Source organism: Pseudomonas sp. Mb7 (assembly GCF_054790525.1).
The window spans coordinates 6,114,628-6,130,168 of record NZ_CP186501.1 but is presented as its reverse complement, the minus strand read 5'-3'; the positions used below and the strand labels follow the sequence as shown (position 1 = coordinate 6,130,168).

Here is a 15,541-nt window from a genome sequence, read left to right as displayed (position 1 = left end):
TCAACGACTCACAGCAATCGCCTGGTTATTCATGATACGTGGTGTGAGAAATACCAGCAGCTCGGATTTTTTCTCCGATACCACATCACGCCGGAAAAGGCGGCCAAGATACGGCACATCGCCAAGAAATGGCACCTTATCTACGACCTTGCTTTGAGTATTTGAGAAAACACCGCCAATCACGATGGTTTCGCCGTCATTGACTAGTACCTTGGCGTTGACCTCGTTTTTCTTGATCGGCGGCACATCCTGCACTTTGTTCAGGTAATCCGGTTCGTCCTTGGTGACCTTGACCTCCATGATGATGCGGTTGTCCGGGGTGATCTGCGGGGTGACTTCCAGCGACAGCGAGGCCTCCTTGAACGACACCGACGTCGCGCCGCTGGAGCTGGCTTCCTGATACGGAATCTCGGTGCCTTTGAGGATTTTTGCGGTTTCCTTGTCGGAGGTGACAACCTTCGGCTGCGAGACGATTTCGCCGTTGCCGGTCTTCTCCATGGCAGTCAGCTCAAGATCAAGCAGGACGTTGTCGGTAATGAAGGCAATGCCGATCCCCGATGTATTACCCACAGTGCCCATGTCGACGAACGGCGAATTGGTGCTGGTACTGCCCGGCGTACCAATGGTGGTCGATGAACCGTTGACCCCGGAAGCGTTCCAGTTGCCCTTGTTCTGGATCGAGCCGCCCCAGCGCACGCCCAGACTTTTGTCGTAATCGACGTTGGCCTCGACAATCCGTGCTTCGATCATCACCTGACGCACCGGAATATCCAGTTGCGCCACGATCCGCCGCAGTTCGTCGAGGCGATCCTGAGTCTGGTAGGCAATGATGTTGTTGGTGCGCTCATCAACGGTAATCGAACCGCGTTCATCGATTTTCGCCTCGGCACTGGTCACCGACTGGAACAGCTTGGCGATGTCCGCGGCTTTAGCGTAGTTCACCTGTAGCAGCTCGCGGCGCAACGGCGCCAGTTCGGCGATCTGCTTCTGCGACTCCAGTTCCTGACGCTCGCGGGCAGCGATTTCATCGGCCGGCGCCACCAGCAGCACATTGCCGATCTTGCGCTTATCCAGGCCTTTGGTTTTCAACACCAGATCCAGGGCCTGATCCCACGGCACATTTTGCAGACGCAAGGTGATGCCACCCTGCACCGTGTCGCTGGCAACCAAATTGAGGTTGGTGAAGTCGGCGATCAGTTGCAGCACCGAGCGCACATCAATGTCCTGGAAGTTCAGCGAGAGCTTTTCGCCGACGTACGCCTGACGGTCAGCGTTGCGTTTTTGCAGGTCATCGACGGTCATCGGGCGGATGCTGACGGTCAGTTTGTTGTCAGTCTGGAAGGTGGAGTACTCGTAGGTGCCACTGGGTTCAACCGTAATAACTGTCCGATCAGCGGTTACTCCGGCATTGACGAACTGCACCGGGGTGGCGAAATCCTTGACGTCGAGGCGTACCCGCAACTTGTCCGGCAACTGCGTGCGCGCGAAGCTGAGGATGATCTTGCCGTCATGTTCCTGGATATCCGGGGCGATGGTCGGATCGGACAGGTCGATGACCACATTGCCTTCCCCCGCCGTACCACGCTGGAAGTCCACACCGCGAATCGCCCGGCTTTTCGGCACAAATGCCTTGGCGGGTGCGGCCGCTTTAGCCGTAGTGCGGGGCGCAACGGCTGCAGGGCGCGACGCAGCTGCTGGTGCGCCCTGACCGACCACCACGAACAGGTTATTGCCTTCGACCCGCGTGGTGTAAGGCGCCAATTGCGTCAGGCTGACAATCAGCCGCGTGCGCTCCTTGGCCTCAACCACAGTGGCGGTGCGCGCATTGCCACTGCCCAGATCGAGGTTCTTGCTGGCCAACTGACTGGCGACACCGGGCAGGTCCAGGGCAATCCGCGCCGGCGATTCGGTGGTGTAGCCCTTGGGTTGTGGCGGCGGGCCGTCGAACGACAACTTCAGCTCGACGCGATCACCCGGCAACGCCGCCACGTCGAGCGTCTTCAGATTGGCCGCGAGTACCATCGGTGACATCAGCGCTATCCATAGCGAAAAACCGAGGGTGGAGAAAATCCTGTTCATTGTTCGACTTCCACTATGAGTGCTCTTTCAAAGGAATGGTGCGCGGACGCTCCAGCCAGGCGCCTTCGCCGTCGGGCACGATTTCGACGACATCGACCTGGGTAGCGCTGATGGCGACGATGCGACCGTCATTGCGCCCCAGGTAATCGCCGACCTTCAACCGATGCACGCCGCCAGCGCCGCGCAGCAACGCAAAGGAGCCGGAAGCATTGGCAATCGTGCCGACCATCTCGAACTGCTCGATGTTGAAACCTTCGAGGTATTGCTTGACCCGATTGGGATCGGGCTTGACGTTGCGTGAGCCATGTTTCTGCCCGGCCAGATCAACCCGCACCTGGCGCGAGAACGGACTGCGCAGGTTGGCCGCGCTGTAAGTGAATGTTGGGTAAGACCGGAATGTCGGGGTTGGTTCAATCTTGCCTGCCGGGCGCAGGCGTACTTCATTCAAGTAGGCATCAAGATCGCTGAAGTCATTGCTGCCACCACAACCGTTCAACGCGAGCAGCGTAATCGACAACGCGATGTAACGAGTCGGGCTCATTTCTGCAGCCCCTTGTCGTTATACCGGTAGGTCTTGGCAAGGATGCTCATGCGCAGCTTCGGCCCGCCCTCTTTATCGGCAGGAGCGAGTTCGAAATCGTGCAAGGTGACAATGCGTGGCAGCCCGGCCACGCCACTGACGAAGGTCGCAAGGTCGTGATAGGCACCGGTGACGGTGATCTGGATCGGCAGCTCGATGTAAAACTGCTGGGTGACCTCCGGCAGCAGTTTGATCTCTTCGAACTCCAGGCCGCTGCCCAGCCCCGTGCGGGTGATGTCTTCGAGCAGGCCCGGCACTTCGGTGTCACTGGGCAATTGGCGCAACAGCACGCCAAAGGTGTTTTCCATCGCCTTCATTTGTTGGGTGTACAACTCAAGGTTGGCCGAAAGACGTGCCTTGCTGGCGAACTGCTCCTTGAGCGTGGCTTCTTCCTCGCGCTTGGCTTCGAGTTGGTTTTCCAGGTCACTGATGAAAAAGTTATAACCGAGCGCCAGGACCAACACCATCAACAGCGCCCCGGCGATGGCTTTCACTGCTGCCGGCCAGGAGCCGATGTTGCTGGTATCGAGGTCGTTGAAATCGATGTCGCGCAGACTTTCCAGCCATTCGGACGGCTTCATTGCTCGTCCTCCACGGTGCGGGGCTGGGTCTGCCGTACGGTCAACTCAAACGTGTTGGCCTGATCCACCTGGCCCGCCGTCGTCGCCTTCACCTCGTTGAGACTGGGCGCGTCGAACCAGTCGGAAGCATCCAGATTGCGCATCAATTCGGAGACCCGGTTGTTCGATTCGGCTGCACCGCTGATCGACAGGGTTTTGCCAACCATCTTCACGTCGGTGAAATACACACCGTCCGGCAGCGTGCGCGCCAGTTGATCGAAGATTCGCCCACTGATCTGCCGGTTGCCCTGCAAGTCCTGGATGATGCGCATGCGCTCGACCAGTTGCTGACGACGCGCCTTGAGATCGCTGATCTGTTTGATCCGTTCGTCGACCACAGCAATCTGCTTGCCGATGTAATCATTGCGCGCCACTTGTCGTGCAATGGCGGTGCTGATGACCTGATCGGCAATCAGCACCGCACCGACCGAGCCAACCACCACGCCGATCAAGGCCAGCAGAAAGCGTTTGCGCCGTTCTTCGCGACGCTCCTCGCGCCAGGGTAGGAGGTTGATCCGCGCCATCAGTCGAAACTCCTGAGCGCGAGCCCGCAGGCGATCATCAGCGCCGGCGCGTCGCTGGCCAAAGCCCCGGCGTTGACCTTGCTGCTCAAGGCCATGTTGGCAAACGGGTTGGCTACTTGAGTCGGCGTGCTCAGGCGCTGCTCGATCAGCCGATCCAGTCCGGGCACTGAAGCCGTGCCGCCGGCCAGCAGAATGTGATCGACCGCGTTGTATTGCCCGGAGGCGAAGAAGAACTGCAGCGAGCGCGACACTTGCTGCACCAGCGCCTCGCGAAACGGTTGCAAGACCTCGCTGATGTAATCATCGGGCAGACCGCCCTGCTTTTTCGCCAGCCCCGCTTGTTCGAGGGTCAGGCCATAGCGGCGCTGGATTTCCTCGGTCAGTTGCCGGCCGCCGAACAATTGCTCGCGGGTATAGATGATCTTGCCATTGTGCAGGACGCTGAGCGTGGTCATGGTCGCGCCGATGTCGACCACAGCGACAGTCAGACGCTCCTGAGAAGCCGCCAGTTGCGTGGCCAGCAAGCCGAACGAGCGCTCCAGCGCATAGGCTTCGACGTCGACTACCCGTGCGGTCAGCCCGGCGAGGGCCAGCGCCGCTTCACGAACTTCGACGTTTTCCTTGCGACAGGCAGCGAGCAACACATTGACCCGCTCAGGGTTGCGCGGTGACACGCCCTGGACTTCGAAATCGATGGCGACTTCGTCCAGCGGGTAGGGAATGTACTGATCGGCCTCGATCTTCAGCTGGTTTTCCAGCTCGTCGTCGGACAGCCCGGCGTCCATCTCGATGATCTTGGTGATCACGGCAGAACCGGCCACTGCGACTGCCACGCTCTTGAGCCCGGTGCGCGCCTTGACCAGTAAACGGCTCAGGGCCTGACCGACGCCTTCAAGTTCGGCGATGTTCTTTTCGACCACGGCGTTGACTGGCAATGGCTCTACCGCATACGCCTCGACCCGGTAGCGATCACCCTGACGGCTCAGTTCCAGCAGCTTCACTGACGTGGAACTGATGTCGATCCCCAGTAACGTATTGGCCTTTTTATTGAAGAGTCCCAGCACTACCAATTCCCTATGACTTTCCGTGAGTTACGGACTCTGTAATACGCATTGCGTTCCTTCACCCCGTCTTGACAGAAGCGCAAATGACGCCCCCAGCAGAAAAGTGCTTATAATGCCCAGCGTTTTTTTCCGCTTTTTACTGCAAGCGCGGATGGTTCTGTGTGTAGCCGGAGCCCCGTCGCCAAATTCATTCTTTGCACTGGATGTCCAAAAGCCTTGATTCGTCTGCTGAAATTTTTCGGTTGGTCCATCGTCGCCGTTTTCTGCGGACTGCTTTTAGGTCTCAGCGGCGCGTTTCTTTACCTTAGTCCGGGTTTGCCGTCTGTGGAGGCTCTGCGAAGCATTCAGTTGCAGATTCCGCTGCGGGTCTACTCCAGCGACAACAAGTTGATCGCCGAATTTGGCGAAATGCGCCGCACACCGATCCGTTTCGCCGACATTCCCCCCAATTTCATTAATGCGTTACTAAGTGCTGAAGACGACAATTTCGCCAACCACTATGGCGTCGATCCGAGCAGCCTGATGCGCGCCGCGACCCAACTGGTCAAAAGCGGACACATTCAGTCCGGCGGCAGCACCATCACCATGCAGGTAGCGAAGAACTTCTTCCTGACCAGCGAACGCAGCTTCTCGCGCAAAACCACCGAAATTCTTCTGGCCCTGCAGATCGAGCGACAGCTGACCAAGGATGAAATCCTTGAGCTGTACGTGAACAAGATCTATCTGGGCAACCGCGCCTATGGCATCGAAGCAGCGGCGCAGGTGTATTACGGCAAGTCGATCCGTGATGTCAGCCTGGCGCAGATGGCGATGATCGCCGGCCTGCCGAAAGCCCCGTCGCGTTTCAACCCGCTAGCCAACCCGGCGCGCAGCAAAGAACGCCGCGACTGGATCCTCGGGCGCATGTACAAGCTTGGCAAGATCAGCGAAGCGGACTACACCGCTGCGATCAACGAACCGCTGAACGCCAGCTATCACGTGCCGACCCCGGAAGTGAATGCACCGTATATCGCTGAAATGGCTCGTGCCGAGATGGTCGGTCGTTATGGCAGCGACGCTTACACCGAAGGTTTCCGCGTTACCACCACGGTGCCGAGCAACCTGCAGGAAATGGCCAACACCGCGCTGCACGAAGGTTTGATGACCTACGACCAGCGTCACGGCTACCGTGGCCCCGAATCGCGTCTGCCGGGCAAGACCCGTGAGGCCTGGGCAAGTGAACTTACCAAGCAGCGCACCATCAGCAGCCTGGAGCCGGCCATCGTCACCCAGGTCGACAAGAACGGCCTGCAAGTGCTGACCCGTACCGGCGAAGAGCACGTCGCCTGGGACACCATGAAATGGGCACGACCGTTCCTCAACACCAACAGCATGGGCGCCAATCCGCGCCAGCCGTCGGATGTCGCGGCGGTCGGTGATCTGGTTCGCGTGCAGCGTCAGAAAGACAATTCACTGAAGTTCAGCCAGATCCCCCAGGCGCAAGGTGCGCTGGTGTCGCTGGATCCGCAGAACGGCGCGATTCGCTCGCTGGTCGGCGGTTTCGCCTTCGAACAGAGCAACTACAACCGTGCGATGCAGGCCAAGCGTCAGCCCGGCTCGAGCTTCAAGCCGTTCGTCTACAGTGCCGCGCTGGATAGCGGCTACACCGCCGCCACGCTGGTCAACGACGCGCCGATCGTGTTTGTCGACGAATATCTGGACAAGGTCTGGCGCCCGAAGAACGACACCAACACCTTCCTCGGCCCGATCCGCCTGCGTGAGGCGCTGTACAAGTCGCGTAACCTGGTGTCGATCCGCTTGCTGCAGGCGATGGGCGTAGGCAAGACCATCGACTACATCACCCGTTTCGGCTTCAACAAGCAGGATCTGCCGCCCAACCTGTCGCTGGCGCTGGGTACTGCAACGCTGACACCGATGGAGATTGCGACCGGTTGGAGTACGTTCGCCAACGGCGGTTACAAGATCACCCCGTACATCATCGACAAGATCGAAAGCCGTAATGGCGATACGCTGTTTCTCGCCAACCCGCCAACCGTGCCTCAGGGCGGTTCGGCGACGGACGGTATCGCCGCACCGCACACCGATTCGTTTACGGTCAACACCACACCGGTTGCGGGCGAGGCGCCGGGCAGCGCGGCCGTGCCGCAAACACCGGCAGTGGCTGAGCGAATTGTCGATGGCCGCACCACTTACATCCTCAACAGCATGTTGCAGGACGTGATCAAGCTCGGCACCGGCCGTCGCGCGCTGGCCATGGGCCGCAGCGATATCGCCGGCAAAACCGGTACCACCAACGAATCGAAAGATGCCTGGTTCTCCGGTTACAACGCCGACTACGTGACCACGGTCTGGACTGGCTTCGATCAGCCGGAAAGCCTCGGTCGTCGCGAGTTCGGCGGTACTGTGGCGCTGCCGATCTGGATGAACTACATGTCGGCTGCGCTGAAGGACAAGCCGCCGCACGTGCAGCCTGAGCCGGAAGGTTTGCTGAGTCTGCGCGTGGATCCGGTCAGTGGCCGTGCGGCGACGCCGAGTACGCCGGGCGCGTATTTCGAGCTGTTCAAGTCTGAAGACACGCCGCCGTCGGTGAATGAGCTGGGTAATGGCGCCGTACCGGGCAGCCCGCTGCCAGCGGATGAGCAGGCGCCGATCGATCTGTTCTGATCCTGAAGTAGCAAAAAGCCCCGCCTTCGTGAGATGTGCGGGGCTTTTTTATGGCTGAAGATCTAGAGCCCCTCACCCTAGCCCTCTCCCGGAGGGAGAGGGGACTGACCGAGTTGTCTAGCGCTCTACATCGACCTGAGAGAGCTGTGTCGATTATGGATTCAAAACAATACGTTCAGGTCGGCGTAACTCCCGAACATCCCCCAATCAGTCCCCTCTCCCCCTGGGAGAGGGCTAGGGTGAGGGGGTTCTTGATCTTCAGGCAATAAAAAACCCCGACTCTCACGAGCCGGGGCTTTCGTTTGAAGCGCTACAACGGCTTAGCCGTTGAACACGTCATCCACGCTTTTCAGCGGGTAGTTCTTCGGATACGGCAGGGTGGCCACACCGGTCTCGATCGCGGCTTTGGCCACAGCGTCGGAGATCAGGGTGATCAGGCGCTTGTCCATTGGCTTCGGAATGATGTACTCACGGCCGAATTCCAGCGGAGCACCACCGTAGGCATCGCACACGTCCTGAGGAACAGGCAGCTTGGCCAGTTCACGCAGGGCGTTGGCGGCAGCCACTTTCATTTCTTCGTTGATGCGCTTGGCGCGAACGTCCAGAGCACCACGGAAGATGAACGGGAAGCCCAGCACGTTGTTGACCTGGTTCGGGTAGTCCGAACGGCCGGTAGCCATGATCACGTCGCTACGGGTAGCGTGCGCCAGCTCCGGGGAGATTTCCGGATCCGGGTTCGAGCAGGCGAACACGATCGGGTTGGCCGCCATCGACAGCAGGCCTTCAGCGCTCAGCAGGTTCGGACCGGACAGACCGACGAACACATCAGCGCCTGCCAGTGCGTCAGCCAGGCTGCGCTTCTCGGTGGCGTGAGCGAATACCGCTTTGTACTGGTTCAGGTCGTCACGGCCGGAGTGGATCACACCGGTACGGTCAACCATGAAGATGTTTTCGATGCGTGCGCCCATGCTCACCAGCAGTTTCATGCAGGAGATAGCGGCAGCGCCGGCGCCCAGGCAGACGATTTTCGCTTCTGGCAGGGTTTTGCCAGCGATTTCCAGGGCGTTGATCATGCCCGCAGCGGTCACGATCGCGGTGCCGTGCTGGTCATCGTGGAATACCGGAATGTCGCACTGCTCAATCAGAGCACGTTCGATCTCAAAGCACTCGGGTGCCTTGATGTCTTCCAGGTTGATACCACCGAAAGTGATGGAGATACGTTTTACGGTATCGATGAAGGCTTGCGGGCTTTCGGAGTCGACCTCGATGTCGAAAACGTCGATGCCGGCGAAGCGCTTGAACAGTACGCCTTTACCTTCCATTACCGGCTTGGAAGCCAATGGGCCGAGGTTGCCCAGACCGAGAATCGCGGTGCCATCGGAAATGACTGCAACCAGGTTGCCCTTGCCGGTGTATTTGTAGGCCAGTTCAGGATCGCGAGCGATCTCACGCACTGGTTCAGCTACGCCGGGGCTGTAGGCCAGCGACAAGTCGCGAGCGGTAGCAGTGGCCTTGGTGAGCTCGACACTCAGCTTCCCTGGACGAGGATTGGCATGATATTCGAGAGCGGCAGTTTTCAGATCAGACATTTTGGCATTCCGCTTTTTACTGTTGGACAGACTGGTCAGCGAGGATACGCGCCTCGCAAAGTCCCCACAAGACTGAGCGGTCACCCCTGTCAAGCGCCCTGCCCTACGACTTTGGGCCAAGAGCCACGGCGCACAAGGGCTAGACTGTTCACAATCGACAGAAAAAATGTCTACAATTTTTCTTCAGCGCGGCGTTTGCAACATTGAAGGATCCGTCAGCGGAAGCAACCACCGCGACTGACCGGATTGAAGCCCACCGCGCCGCGAACGATCGACGATCCAGCCGCGAGCCTCGATCTGCTTGCCTTTGAGCGCCTGCAAACGGGCATTGTCGAATTGTCCGACCAGATTGGGTGCAACACGCAATACAAGCGTGTCCTGCAACTCGATCCAGATTCCGCCGCGATTGCGCTGAACCTTGCTCACACGCCCACTGATCACGGCGAAACCCGAGCGCTGGATCTGCTCCGCTTTCAGTACAGGTGATTGCCGCCAGAGGCCCAGCCCGGCCTTTCGCGCACTGCGTTCGGCGGCTTGCTGGCAGGCAACAAGATCGACATTCGGCGCAACCGCGACCTGGAAACCGAGGCCATCGGCGAGCATTTGCGCTTCGAGATTGGCGCCGCTGGTGCTGTAAATATGCGCGAGCGTACGCCCGTAATGGTCTTTGGCTTGCTTGCCGGGGCGCAAACCGACACGTCCGCCGCTGGCATCGACCAGCGCTTGCAGGCGTTTGCGTGCCGCCACGGCGAAGGGTTCGTCGCTGCGGCCCTGTCTGCCCAGCTCAGGCGTGTTGAGGCCGATCATGCGTACGCTGCGACCGTCGCTCAGGCGCAGCGTGTCGCCATCGACCACGCGCTGCACTGCGACGCTGGTCAGACCAGCAGGCGCCGGGCAAAAGGCCTGCGCGCCGGACAGCCAAATCGCAGACACAAAAAAGGCGCCCGCGAGGGACGCCTTTTTCAGCAACGAGGAAAAGCCCACCGGGCCCTTCAACCTTACTCTGCAGCAGCAGGTTTCTTGCCGAAAGCACCGAAACGGTCTGCGAAGCGCTGAACGCGGCCGCCAGTGTCCAGAGTCTTCTGCTTACCGGTGTAGAACGGGTGGCATTCGTTGCAAACGTCGATTGGCAGAGCTTTGCCGAAAGTCGAACGAGTTTCGAACTTGTTGCCACAGCTGCAGGTAACAGCGATGACTGGGTAATTCGGGTGGATATCAGCTTTCATGGTGTCTTCCTCAGCTAGCGTGCCGCCACCCAACACTATTGTTGAATACCGCACGTAATTAGGCCGCGGATTCTACCAGACCTTTTCAAACACGCAAGCTGTCACCGAGACCGACCGTCTGCTAGGCTCCCGGCCCAATACGCGATTCCTTTGTAGGAGTGAGCCTGCTCGCGAGAGCGGTATTTCAGACGACATAAATGTTGAATGACAGACCGCTATCGCGAGCAGGCTCACTCCTACAAGGTTATGTGCCGAGCCATACCGCCCGTTTATAGAGATCCCCCCGCGTGCCCGACGCCATTCTGCGCCTCGCCCTGCCTTCACCCTTGCGCCGCCTGTTCGACTATCGAGCCCCGGCCGGTGTGCTGCGTGAGCAATTGCAGCCGGGCATGCGCCTGCGAGTGCCGTTCGGTCGACGCGAGATGATCGGGATTCTGGTCGAGGTCACGGACACCAGCGAAGTGCCGGTGGAGAAACTGAAACCAGCACTGGCCCTGCTCGACGCCACAGCGCCACTGCCACCGGCGCTGTTCAAGCTGTGCCTGTGGACGTCGCAGTATTATCAGCACAGCCTCGGCGACACCCTGAGCTGGGCGCTGCCAGTGCTGCTGCGCCAAGGCGAACTGGCCGAGGCCCGACAGGAGCGCTTCTGGTCGATCGTCCCCGGCGCCAGCCTTGATGATCCGCGCATCGCCCGCGCACCGCGCCAGCGCGAAGCACTGGCGACGCTGGCTCAACACCCGCACGGCGTCGCCCATCAGTTGCTGAGCAAACTGATGCTGAGCAAGGACAGCCTTGATCTGCTGCTGGCGAAAAATCTGGTGCAGGTGGAAATCCGCCGCCACGCACCGGGCGCGCGTCACGAACACTGGCTGGCACAACCGGAGTTGCCACTCAACGCCGAGCAACGTGCCGCCTACGAAGCGATCCGTGCCGGGTTCGACAGTTATCACGCGTTCCTCCTGGCCGGGGTCACCGGCAGCGGCAAGACCGAAGTCTATTTGCAACTGATCCGCGAAACCCTCGAAGCCGGCAAACAGGCGCTGGTGCTGATCCCGGAGATCAACCTCGGCCCGCAGACCCTGGCGCGTTTCGAGCAGCGCTTCAACGCGCGCATCGCTCTGCTGCACTCGGCGGTCAATGATCGCGAGCGCCTCGACGCCTGGCTCGCCGCCCGCGATGGCGAGGCCGACATTATTATCGGTACCCGTTCAGCGCTGTTCACGCCGATGAAAAACCCCGGGCTGATCATCATCGATGAAGAGCACGACGGTTCTTATAAACAGCAGGAAGGTTTGCGCTACCACGCCCGCGATCTGGCGCTGGTACGTGCGCGGCAGGAAAACATCCCGATCGTCCTCGGTTCCGCGACGCCATCGCTGGAAAGCCTGCACAACGCCTACACCGGCCGTTACGGCCTCCTACGCCTGAATGAACGTGCTGGCGGTGCCAAGCAGCCACGCTTCCTGCGGCTGGATGTGAAAAGCCGTCCACTGGACAGCGGTATTTCCGGGCCGATGCAGCAAGCCATCGGCCAGACCCTCGCCAACGGCCAGCAAGTGCTGGTGTTCCTCAACCGGCGCGGCTTCGCCCCGACACTGTTGTGTCATGACTGCGGCTGGATGTCCGAGTGTTCGCGCTGCGATGCGCGGATGACTGTGCACCAGCGCTACGGCGAACTGCGTTGCCATCACTGTGGCTACGTCGAGCGCACGCCGCGCCAGTGCCCAAAGTGCAACAAGGTCGATCTGCGCCCGGTCGGCGCGGGTACTGAACGTGCCGAAGAACGGCTGGCGATTCTATTCCCCGACTACCCGGTGCTGCGCGTCGACCGTGACAGCACGTCGCGCAAGGACGCGATGAATCAACTGTTCGCGACGATCCAGAAGGGCCAGCCGTGCATTCTGGTCGGCACGCAGATGTTGGCCAAGGGGCACCATTTTCCAAGGGTGACGCTGGTGTCGATCCTCGATGCTGACGGAGGCCTGTTCTCCGGCGACTTCCGCGCCAGCGAGCGCATGGCGCAGCTGATCGTGCAGGTGGCCGGGCGTGCCGGGCGAGCGGAAGAGCCGGGCAAGGTGATTATCCAGACACACCTCGCTGACCATCCTTTATTGGTGCAACTCACCGAACAGGGCTATTTCGCCTTCGCCGAACAGGCCTTGAGCGAGCGCCGCGCCGCCGGGTTGCCGCCGTTTGCGCATCTGGCACTGCTGCGTGCCGAAGCGCACAAGCCGGGGCAAGCGGAAGGCTTTCTCGATGAAGCGTGCAGCGAAGCCGAGCGCTTGCTGACCGAGCAGAATCTGAGCGGGATTGAACTGCTTGGGCCAGTGCCGGCGCCGATGGAGCGTCGTGCTGGCCGTTATCGCGCGCAGTTGTTGTTGCAGGCGACGGCGCGGGCGCCGCTGCATCGGTTGCTGGCCAGTTGGTTGCTGGTGCTGGAGCAGATGCCGAGTGGGCGCGCGGTGCGCTGGTCGCTGGATGTCGATCCCGTCGATTTGTATTGAAGATCGAAAGATCGCAGCCTTCGGCAGCTCCTACAGGAAAATGCGTATCCCCGTGTAGGAGCCGCCGCAGGCGGCGATCTTTTGATCTGAATGTCACCACATATCCATAAGCTGCCTGCTAAGGTTGGCAAGCCCGTCTTCGCAACGGATAATGCCCAGTTTTTCCACCCGCGCATCGATGCGCCCGCCGCGCTTGCGGTCGAAAGAGAAGACCATGAAAGACACCATTCGCCAGCTGATCCAACAAGCCCTCACCCAACTCGTCAACGAAGGTGTGTTGCCTGAAGGCCTGTCGCCGGCGATCCAGGTGGAGAACGCCCGTGATAAGACCCACGGCGACTTCGCCAGCAACATCGCCATGATGCTGGCCAAGCCTGCGGGCATGAAGCCGCGCGACCTGGCGGAAAAAATCATTGCCGCACTGCCTGCCGACGAGAACGTCACCAAGGCCGAAATCGCCGGCCCGGGCTTCATCAATTTCTTCCAGAACACCCAGGCCTTGGCCAACCGCCTCGATGCCGCACTGGCTGATGCTCACATTGGCGTGCGCAAGGCTGGCCCGGCGCAGCGCACCGTGGTCGACCTGTCGGCACCGAACCTGGCCAAAGAGATGCACGTCGGCCACTTGCGCTCGACCATCATCGGCGACGGCGTGGCGCGCGTACTGGAATTCCTCGGCGACGAAGTGATCCGTCAGAACCACGTCGGCGACTGGGGCACCCAGTTCGGCATGCTGATGGCGTATCTGCAGGAAAACCCGATCACCAGCGATGAGCTGTCGGACCTGGAAAACTTCTACCGCGCCGCCAAGCAGCGTTTCGACGAATCCGCAGAATTCGCCGACCGCGCTCGTGGCCTGGTGGTCAAGCTGCAGGCCGGCGATGCCGAGTGCCTGGCGCTGTGGACCAAGTTCAAGGATATCTCGCTGTCGCACTGCCAGAAGATCTACGAACTGCTCAACGTCAAACTGACCATGGCCGACGTGATGGGCGAAAGCGCCTACAACGACGACCTGATCAACGTGGTCAACGATCTGAAAGCCGCCGGCATGCTGGTCGAAAGCAACGGCGCGCAGTGCGTGTTCCTCGACGAGTTCAAGAACGCCGACGGCGACCCGCTGCCGGTGATCATCGTCAAGGCTGACGGCGGTTACCTGTACGCCACCACCGACCTCGCGGCTGTGCGCTACCGCAGCGGCAAACTGAAAGCCGATCGCGCGCTGTACTTCGTCGACCAGCGTCAGGCCTTGCACTTCCAGCAAGTCTTCGCCGTGGCGCGCAAGGCCGGTTTCGTCACCCATCCGATGGAGATGGAACACATGGGCTTCGGCACCATGAACGGCGCCGATGGCCGTCCGTTCAAGACACGTGACGGCGGCACCGTGAAGCTGATCGATCTGCTCACCGAAGCGCAGGAACGCGCCTACAACCTGGTGAAAGAGAAGAACCCGGAACTGGCCGAAGACGAGCTGCGCAACATCGCCAAAGTCGTCGGCATCGGCGCGGTGAAATACGCCGACCTGTCGAAGCACCGCACCAGCGACTACAGCTTCAACTTCGACCTGATGCTGAACTTCGAAGGCAACACCGCACCGTACCTGCTCTACGCCTACACCCGCGTCGCCGGCGTGTTCCGCAAACTGGGCAAGGACTTCAGCGAAGTCGATGGCCAGATTGTGCTGGAAGCCGCACATGAGCAAGAGCTGGCGGCGAAACTGGCGCAGTTCGGCGAAGTGCTGAACAACGTGTCCGACAAAGGCACGCCGCACATTCTCTGCACTTATCTGTACGACGTTGCCGGTCTGTTCTCCAGCTTCTACGAGAACTGCCCGATCCTCGCCGCCGAAACCCCGGCCCAGATGCAGAGCCGTCTGCGCCTGGCCGCGTTGACCGGTCGCACCCTCAAGCAAGGCCTGGAGCTGTTGGGTCTGGAAACTCTGGAGCGTATGTAAGTTGGCTGCCAAGAAAAAACCTGCACCCAAGCGTGGCGCCAGCCGTTACCAAGCTCCTGCGAAGCAACCGATTCCGGGTTGGCTGTGGATGGCCATCGGCCTCACGGTCGGCGCGTTCATCGTGTTTCTGATGAAGCTGGAGCCGGGCAAGGGCAGCGACACGGTCAAGCGCGAGAAAGTCGAACAGGCGCAACAGCAGAAAGCGTCGAAGATCGCCGAGGCCAACAAGACCCCGCCGAGCCCGACGCAACCGGTGAAGCCGAAGTACGACTTCTACACCCTGCTGCCGGAATCGGAAGTGATCGTGCCGCCGGACGCCGTCCCGGAGAAGACCTTGCCGACGCCACAAGTGCCGGCCATTCCGACCACGCCGGTGACCCCGGCGGACGCGGCGAAGATCGACACCGCGCGCGCGCAGGCAGCGTTGGCCGGGATTACCCCGCCACCAGCACCGCCGGTGAGCAAAGCGGCACCGGTAACCAAGTTCTTCTTGCAGGCCGGCTCGTTCCGCAAGGAAACCGATGCTGACAAGGTTCGTGCGCAGATCATTCTGCTCGGTCAGGCGGTAGCGGTTGAGTCCGGCACGGTGAAGGATGAAACCTGGTATCGCGTTTTGGTCGGGCCGTTCAGCAACCGTGAGCAACTGACTACTGCACAGAAACAACTGGCTGGCGCCGGCTTCAGCAACCTGTTGTTACAACAACGCCAGAGCCGCTGATCACCGCCGATCGTTCCCA

The 15,541-nt window shown here is 60.4% G+C and carries 13 protein-coding genes; 4 read left to right on the top strand and 9 right to left on the bottom strand.

Annotated elements, in window-relative coordinates; all coding sequences use genetic code 11:
- Genes pilQ through ACOYXH_RS27760 form a run of 5 tightly spaced genes read right to left on the bottom strand, consistent with a single transcriptional unit; the run spans position 1 to position 4,867 of the window.
- Complete coding sequence (gene pilQ, locus ACOYXH_RS27780) at positions 1-2,079, bottom strand: type IV pilus secretin PilQ family protein (protein ID WP_095047208.1); 2,079 nt, start codon at positions 2,077-2,079, stop codon at positions 1-3.
- Positions 2,080-2,092: 13 nt separating this feature from the next.
- Positions 2,093-2,620, bottom strand: a complete 528-nt coding sequence (locus tag ACOYXH_RS27775; RefSeq protein WP_258709124.1) for a pilus assembly protein PilP — start codon at positions 2,618-2,620, stop codon at positions 2,093-2,095.
- The gene (gene pilO / locus ACOYXH_RS27770) at positions 2,617-3,240 is read right to left on the bottom strand and encodes a type 4a pilus biogenesis protein PilO (RefSeq protein WP_095047206.1); all 624 of its coding nucleotides are present in this window, start codon (positions 3,238-3,240) and stop codon (positions 2,617-2,619) included. Before pilO ends, ACOYXH_RS27775 begins: the two co-directional genes overlap by 4 nt.
- On the bottom strand, positions 3,237-3,803 hold the full coding sequence (locus ACOYXH_RS27765; protein WP_095047205.1) for a PilN domain-containing protein: 567 nt from the start codon (positions 3,801-3,803) through the stop codon (positions 3,237-3,239). The genes pilO and ACOYXH_RS27765 overlap by 4 nt, the downstream gene beginning before the upstream one ends.
- The gene (locus ACOYXH_RS27760; protein WP_093430076.1) at positions 3,803-4,867 is read right to left on the bottom strand and encodes a pilus assembly protein PilM; all 1,065 of its coding nucleotides are present in this window, start codon (positions 4,865-4,867) and stop codon (positions 3,803-3,805) included. The genes ACOYXH_RS27765 and ACOYXH_RS27760 overlap by 1 nt, the downstream gene beginning before the upstream one ends.
- A 216-nt stretch (positions 4,868-5,083) precedes the next feature.
- On the opposite strand from ACOYXH_RS27760, the gene ACOYXH_RS27755 reads away from it, so the two are divergent.
- Positions 5,084-7,531 carry a penicillin-binding protein 1A gene (locus ACOYXH_RS27755; RefSeq protein WP_095047204.1) on the top strand — a complete coding sequence of 816 codons (2,448 nt, stop codon included), beginning with the start codon at positions 5,084-5,086 and terminating at the stop codon, positions 7,529-7,531.
- Positions 7,532-7,851: 320 nt separating this feature from the next.
- Here the strand turns inward: ACOYXH_RS27755 and ACOYXH_RS27750 are convergent, their stop codons facing one another.
- The 3 genes from ACOYXH_RS27750 to rpmE form a co-directional block, all read right to left on the bottom strand.
- Positions 7,852-9,120 carry a malic enzyme-like NAD(P)-binding protein gene (locus ACOYXH_RS27750; protein ID WP_090280412.1) on the bottom strand — a complete coding sequence of 423 codons (1,269 nt, stop codon included), beginning with the start codon at positions 9,118-9,120 and terminating at the stop codon, positions 7,852-7,854.
- Positions 9,121-9,303: 183 nt separating this feature from the next.
- Complete coding sequence (locus ACOYXH_RS27745; protein ID WP_460410117.1) at positions 9,304-10,104, bottom strand: thermonuclease family protein; 801 nt, start codon at positions 10,102-10,104, stop codon at positions 9,304-9,306.
- 14 nt (positions 10,105-10,118) lie between these two features.
- The gene (rpmE, locus tag ACOYXH_RS27740; protein ID WP_016984589.1) at positions 10,119-10,346 is read right to left on the bottom strand and encodes a 50S ribosomal protein L31; all 228 of its coding nucleotides are present in this window, start codon (positions 10,344-10,346) and stop codon (positions 10,119-10,121) included.
- Between the two features lie 287 nt (positions 10,347-10,633).
- Between rpmE and ACOYXH_RS27735 the strand changes: the two genes are divergently transcribed.
- On the top strand, positions 10,634-12,853 hold the full coding sequence (locus tag ACOYXH_RS27735) for a primosomal protein N' (protein WP_258709122.1): 2,220 nt from the start codon (positions 10,634-10,636) through the stop codon (positions 12,851-12,853).
- Between the two features lie 93 nt (positions 12,854-12,946).
- Here ACOYXH_RS27735 and ACOYXH_RS27730 read toward each other — a convergent pair whose 3' ends face one another.
- Positions 12,947-13,069, bottom strand: a complete 123-nt coding sequence (locus ACOYXH_RS27730; protein ID WP_256579857.1) for a hypothetical protein — start codon at positions 13,067-13,069, stop codon at positions 12,947-12,949.
- Here ACOYXH_RS27730 and argS point away from each other — a divergent pair.
- On the top strand, positions 13,068-14,804 hold the full coding sequence (argS, locus tag ACOYXH_RS27725; RefSeq protein ID WP_095047202.1) for an arginine--tRNA ligase: 1,737 nt from the start codon (positions 13,068-13,070) through the stop codon (positions 14,802-14,804). The genes ACOYXH_RS27730 and argS overlap by 2 nt on opposite strands.
- Before the next feature lies 1 nt (position 14,805).
- Complete coding sequence (locus tag ACOYXH_RS27720; RefSeq protein WP_460410116.1) at positions 14,806-15,522, top strand: SPOR domain-containing protein; 717 nt, start codon at positions 14,806-14,808, stop codon at positions 15,520-15,522.
- Positions 15,523-15,541 lie beyond the last annotated feature (19 nt).

Coding starts and splice junctions, on each gene's coding strand:
- pilO (WP_095047206.1), bottom strand. CDS start 3,240: ATGAAGCCGTCCGAATGGCTGGAAAGTCTGCGCGACATCGATTTCAAC.
- ACOYXH_RS27765 (WP_095047205.1), bottom strand. CDS start 3,803: ATGGCGCGGATCAACCTCCTACCCTGGCGCGAGGAGCGTCGCGAAGAA.
- rpmE (WP_016984589.1), bottom strand. CDS start 10,346: ATGAAAGCTGATATCCACCCGAATTACCCAGTCATCGCTGTTACCTGC.
- argS (WP_095047202.1), top strand. CDS start 13,068: ATGAAAGACACCATTCGCCAGCTGATCCAACAAGCCCTCACCCAACTC.
- ACOYXH_RS27750 (WP_090280412.1), bottom strand. CDS start 9,120: ATGTCTGATCTGAAAACTGCCGCTCTCGAATATCATGCCAATCCTCGT.
- pilQ (WP_095047208.1), bottom strand. CDS start 2,079: ATGAACAGGATTTTCTCCACCCTCGGTTTTTCGCTATGGATAGCGCTG.
- ACOYXH_RS27775 (WP_258709124.1), bottom strand. CDS start 2,620: ATGAGCCCGACTCGTTACATCGCGTTGTCGATTACGCTGCTCGCGTTG.
- ACOYXH_RS27730 (WP_256579857.1), bottom strand. CDS start 13,069: ATGGTCTTCTCTTTCGACCGCAAGCGCGGCGGGCGCATCGATGCGCGG.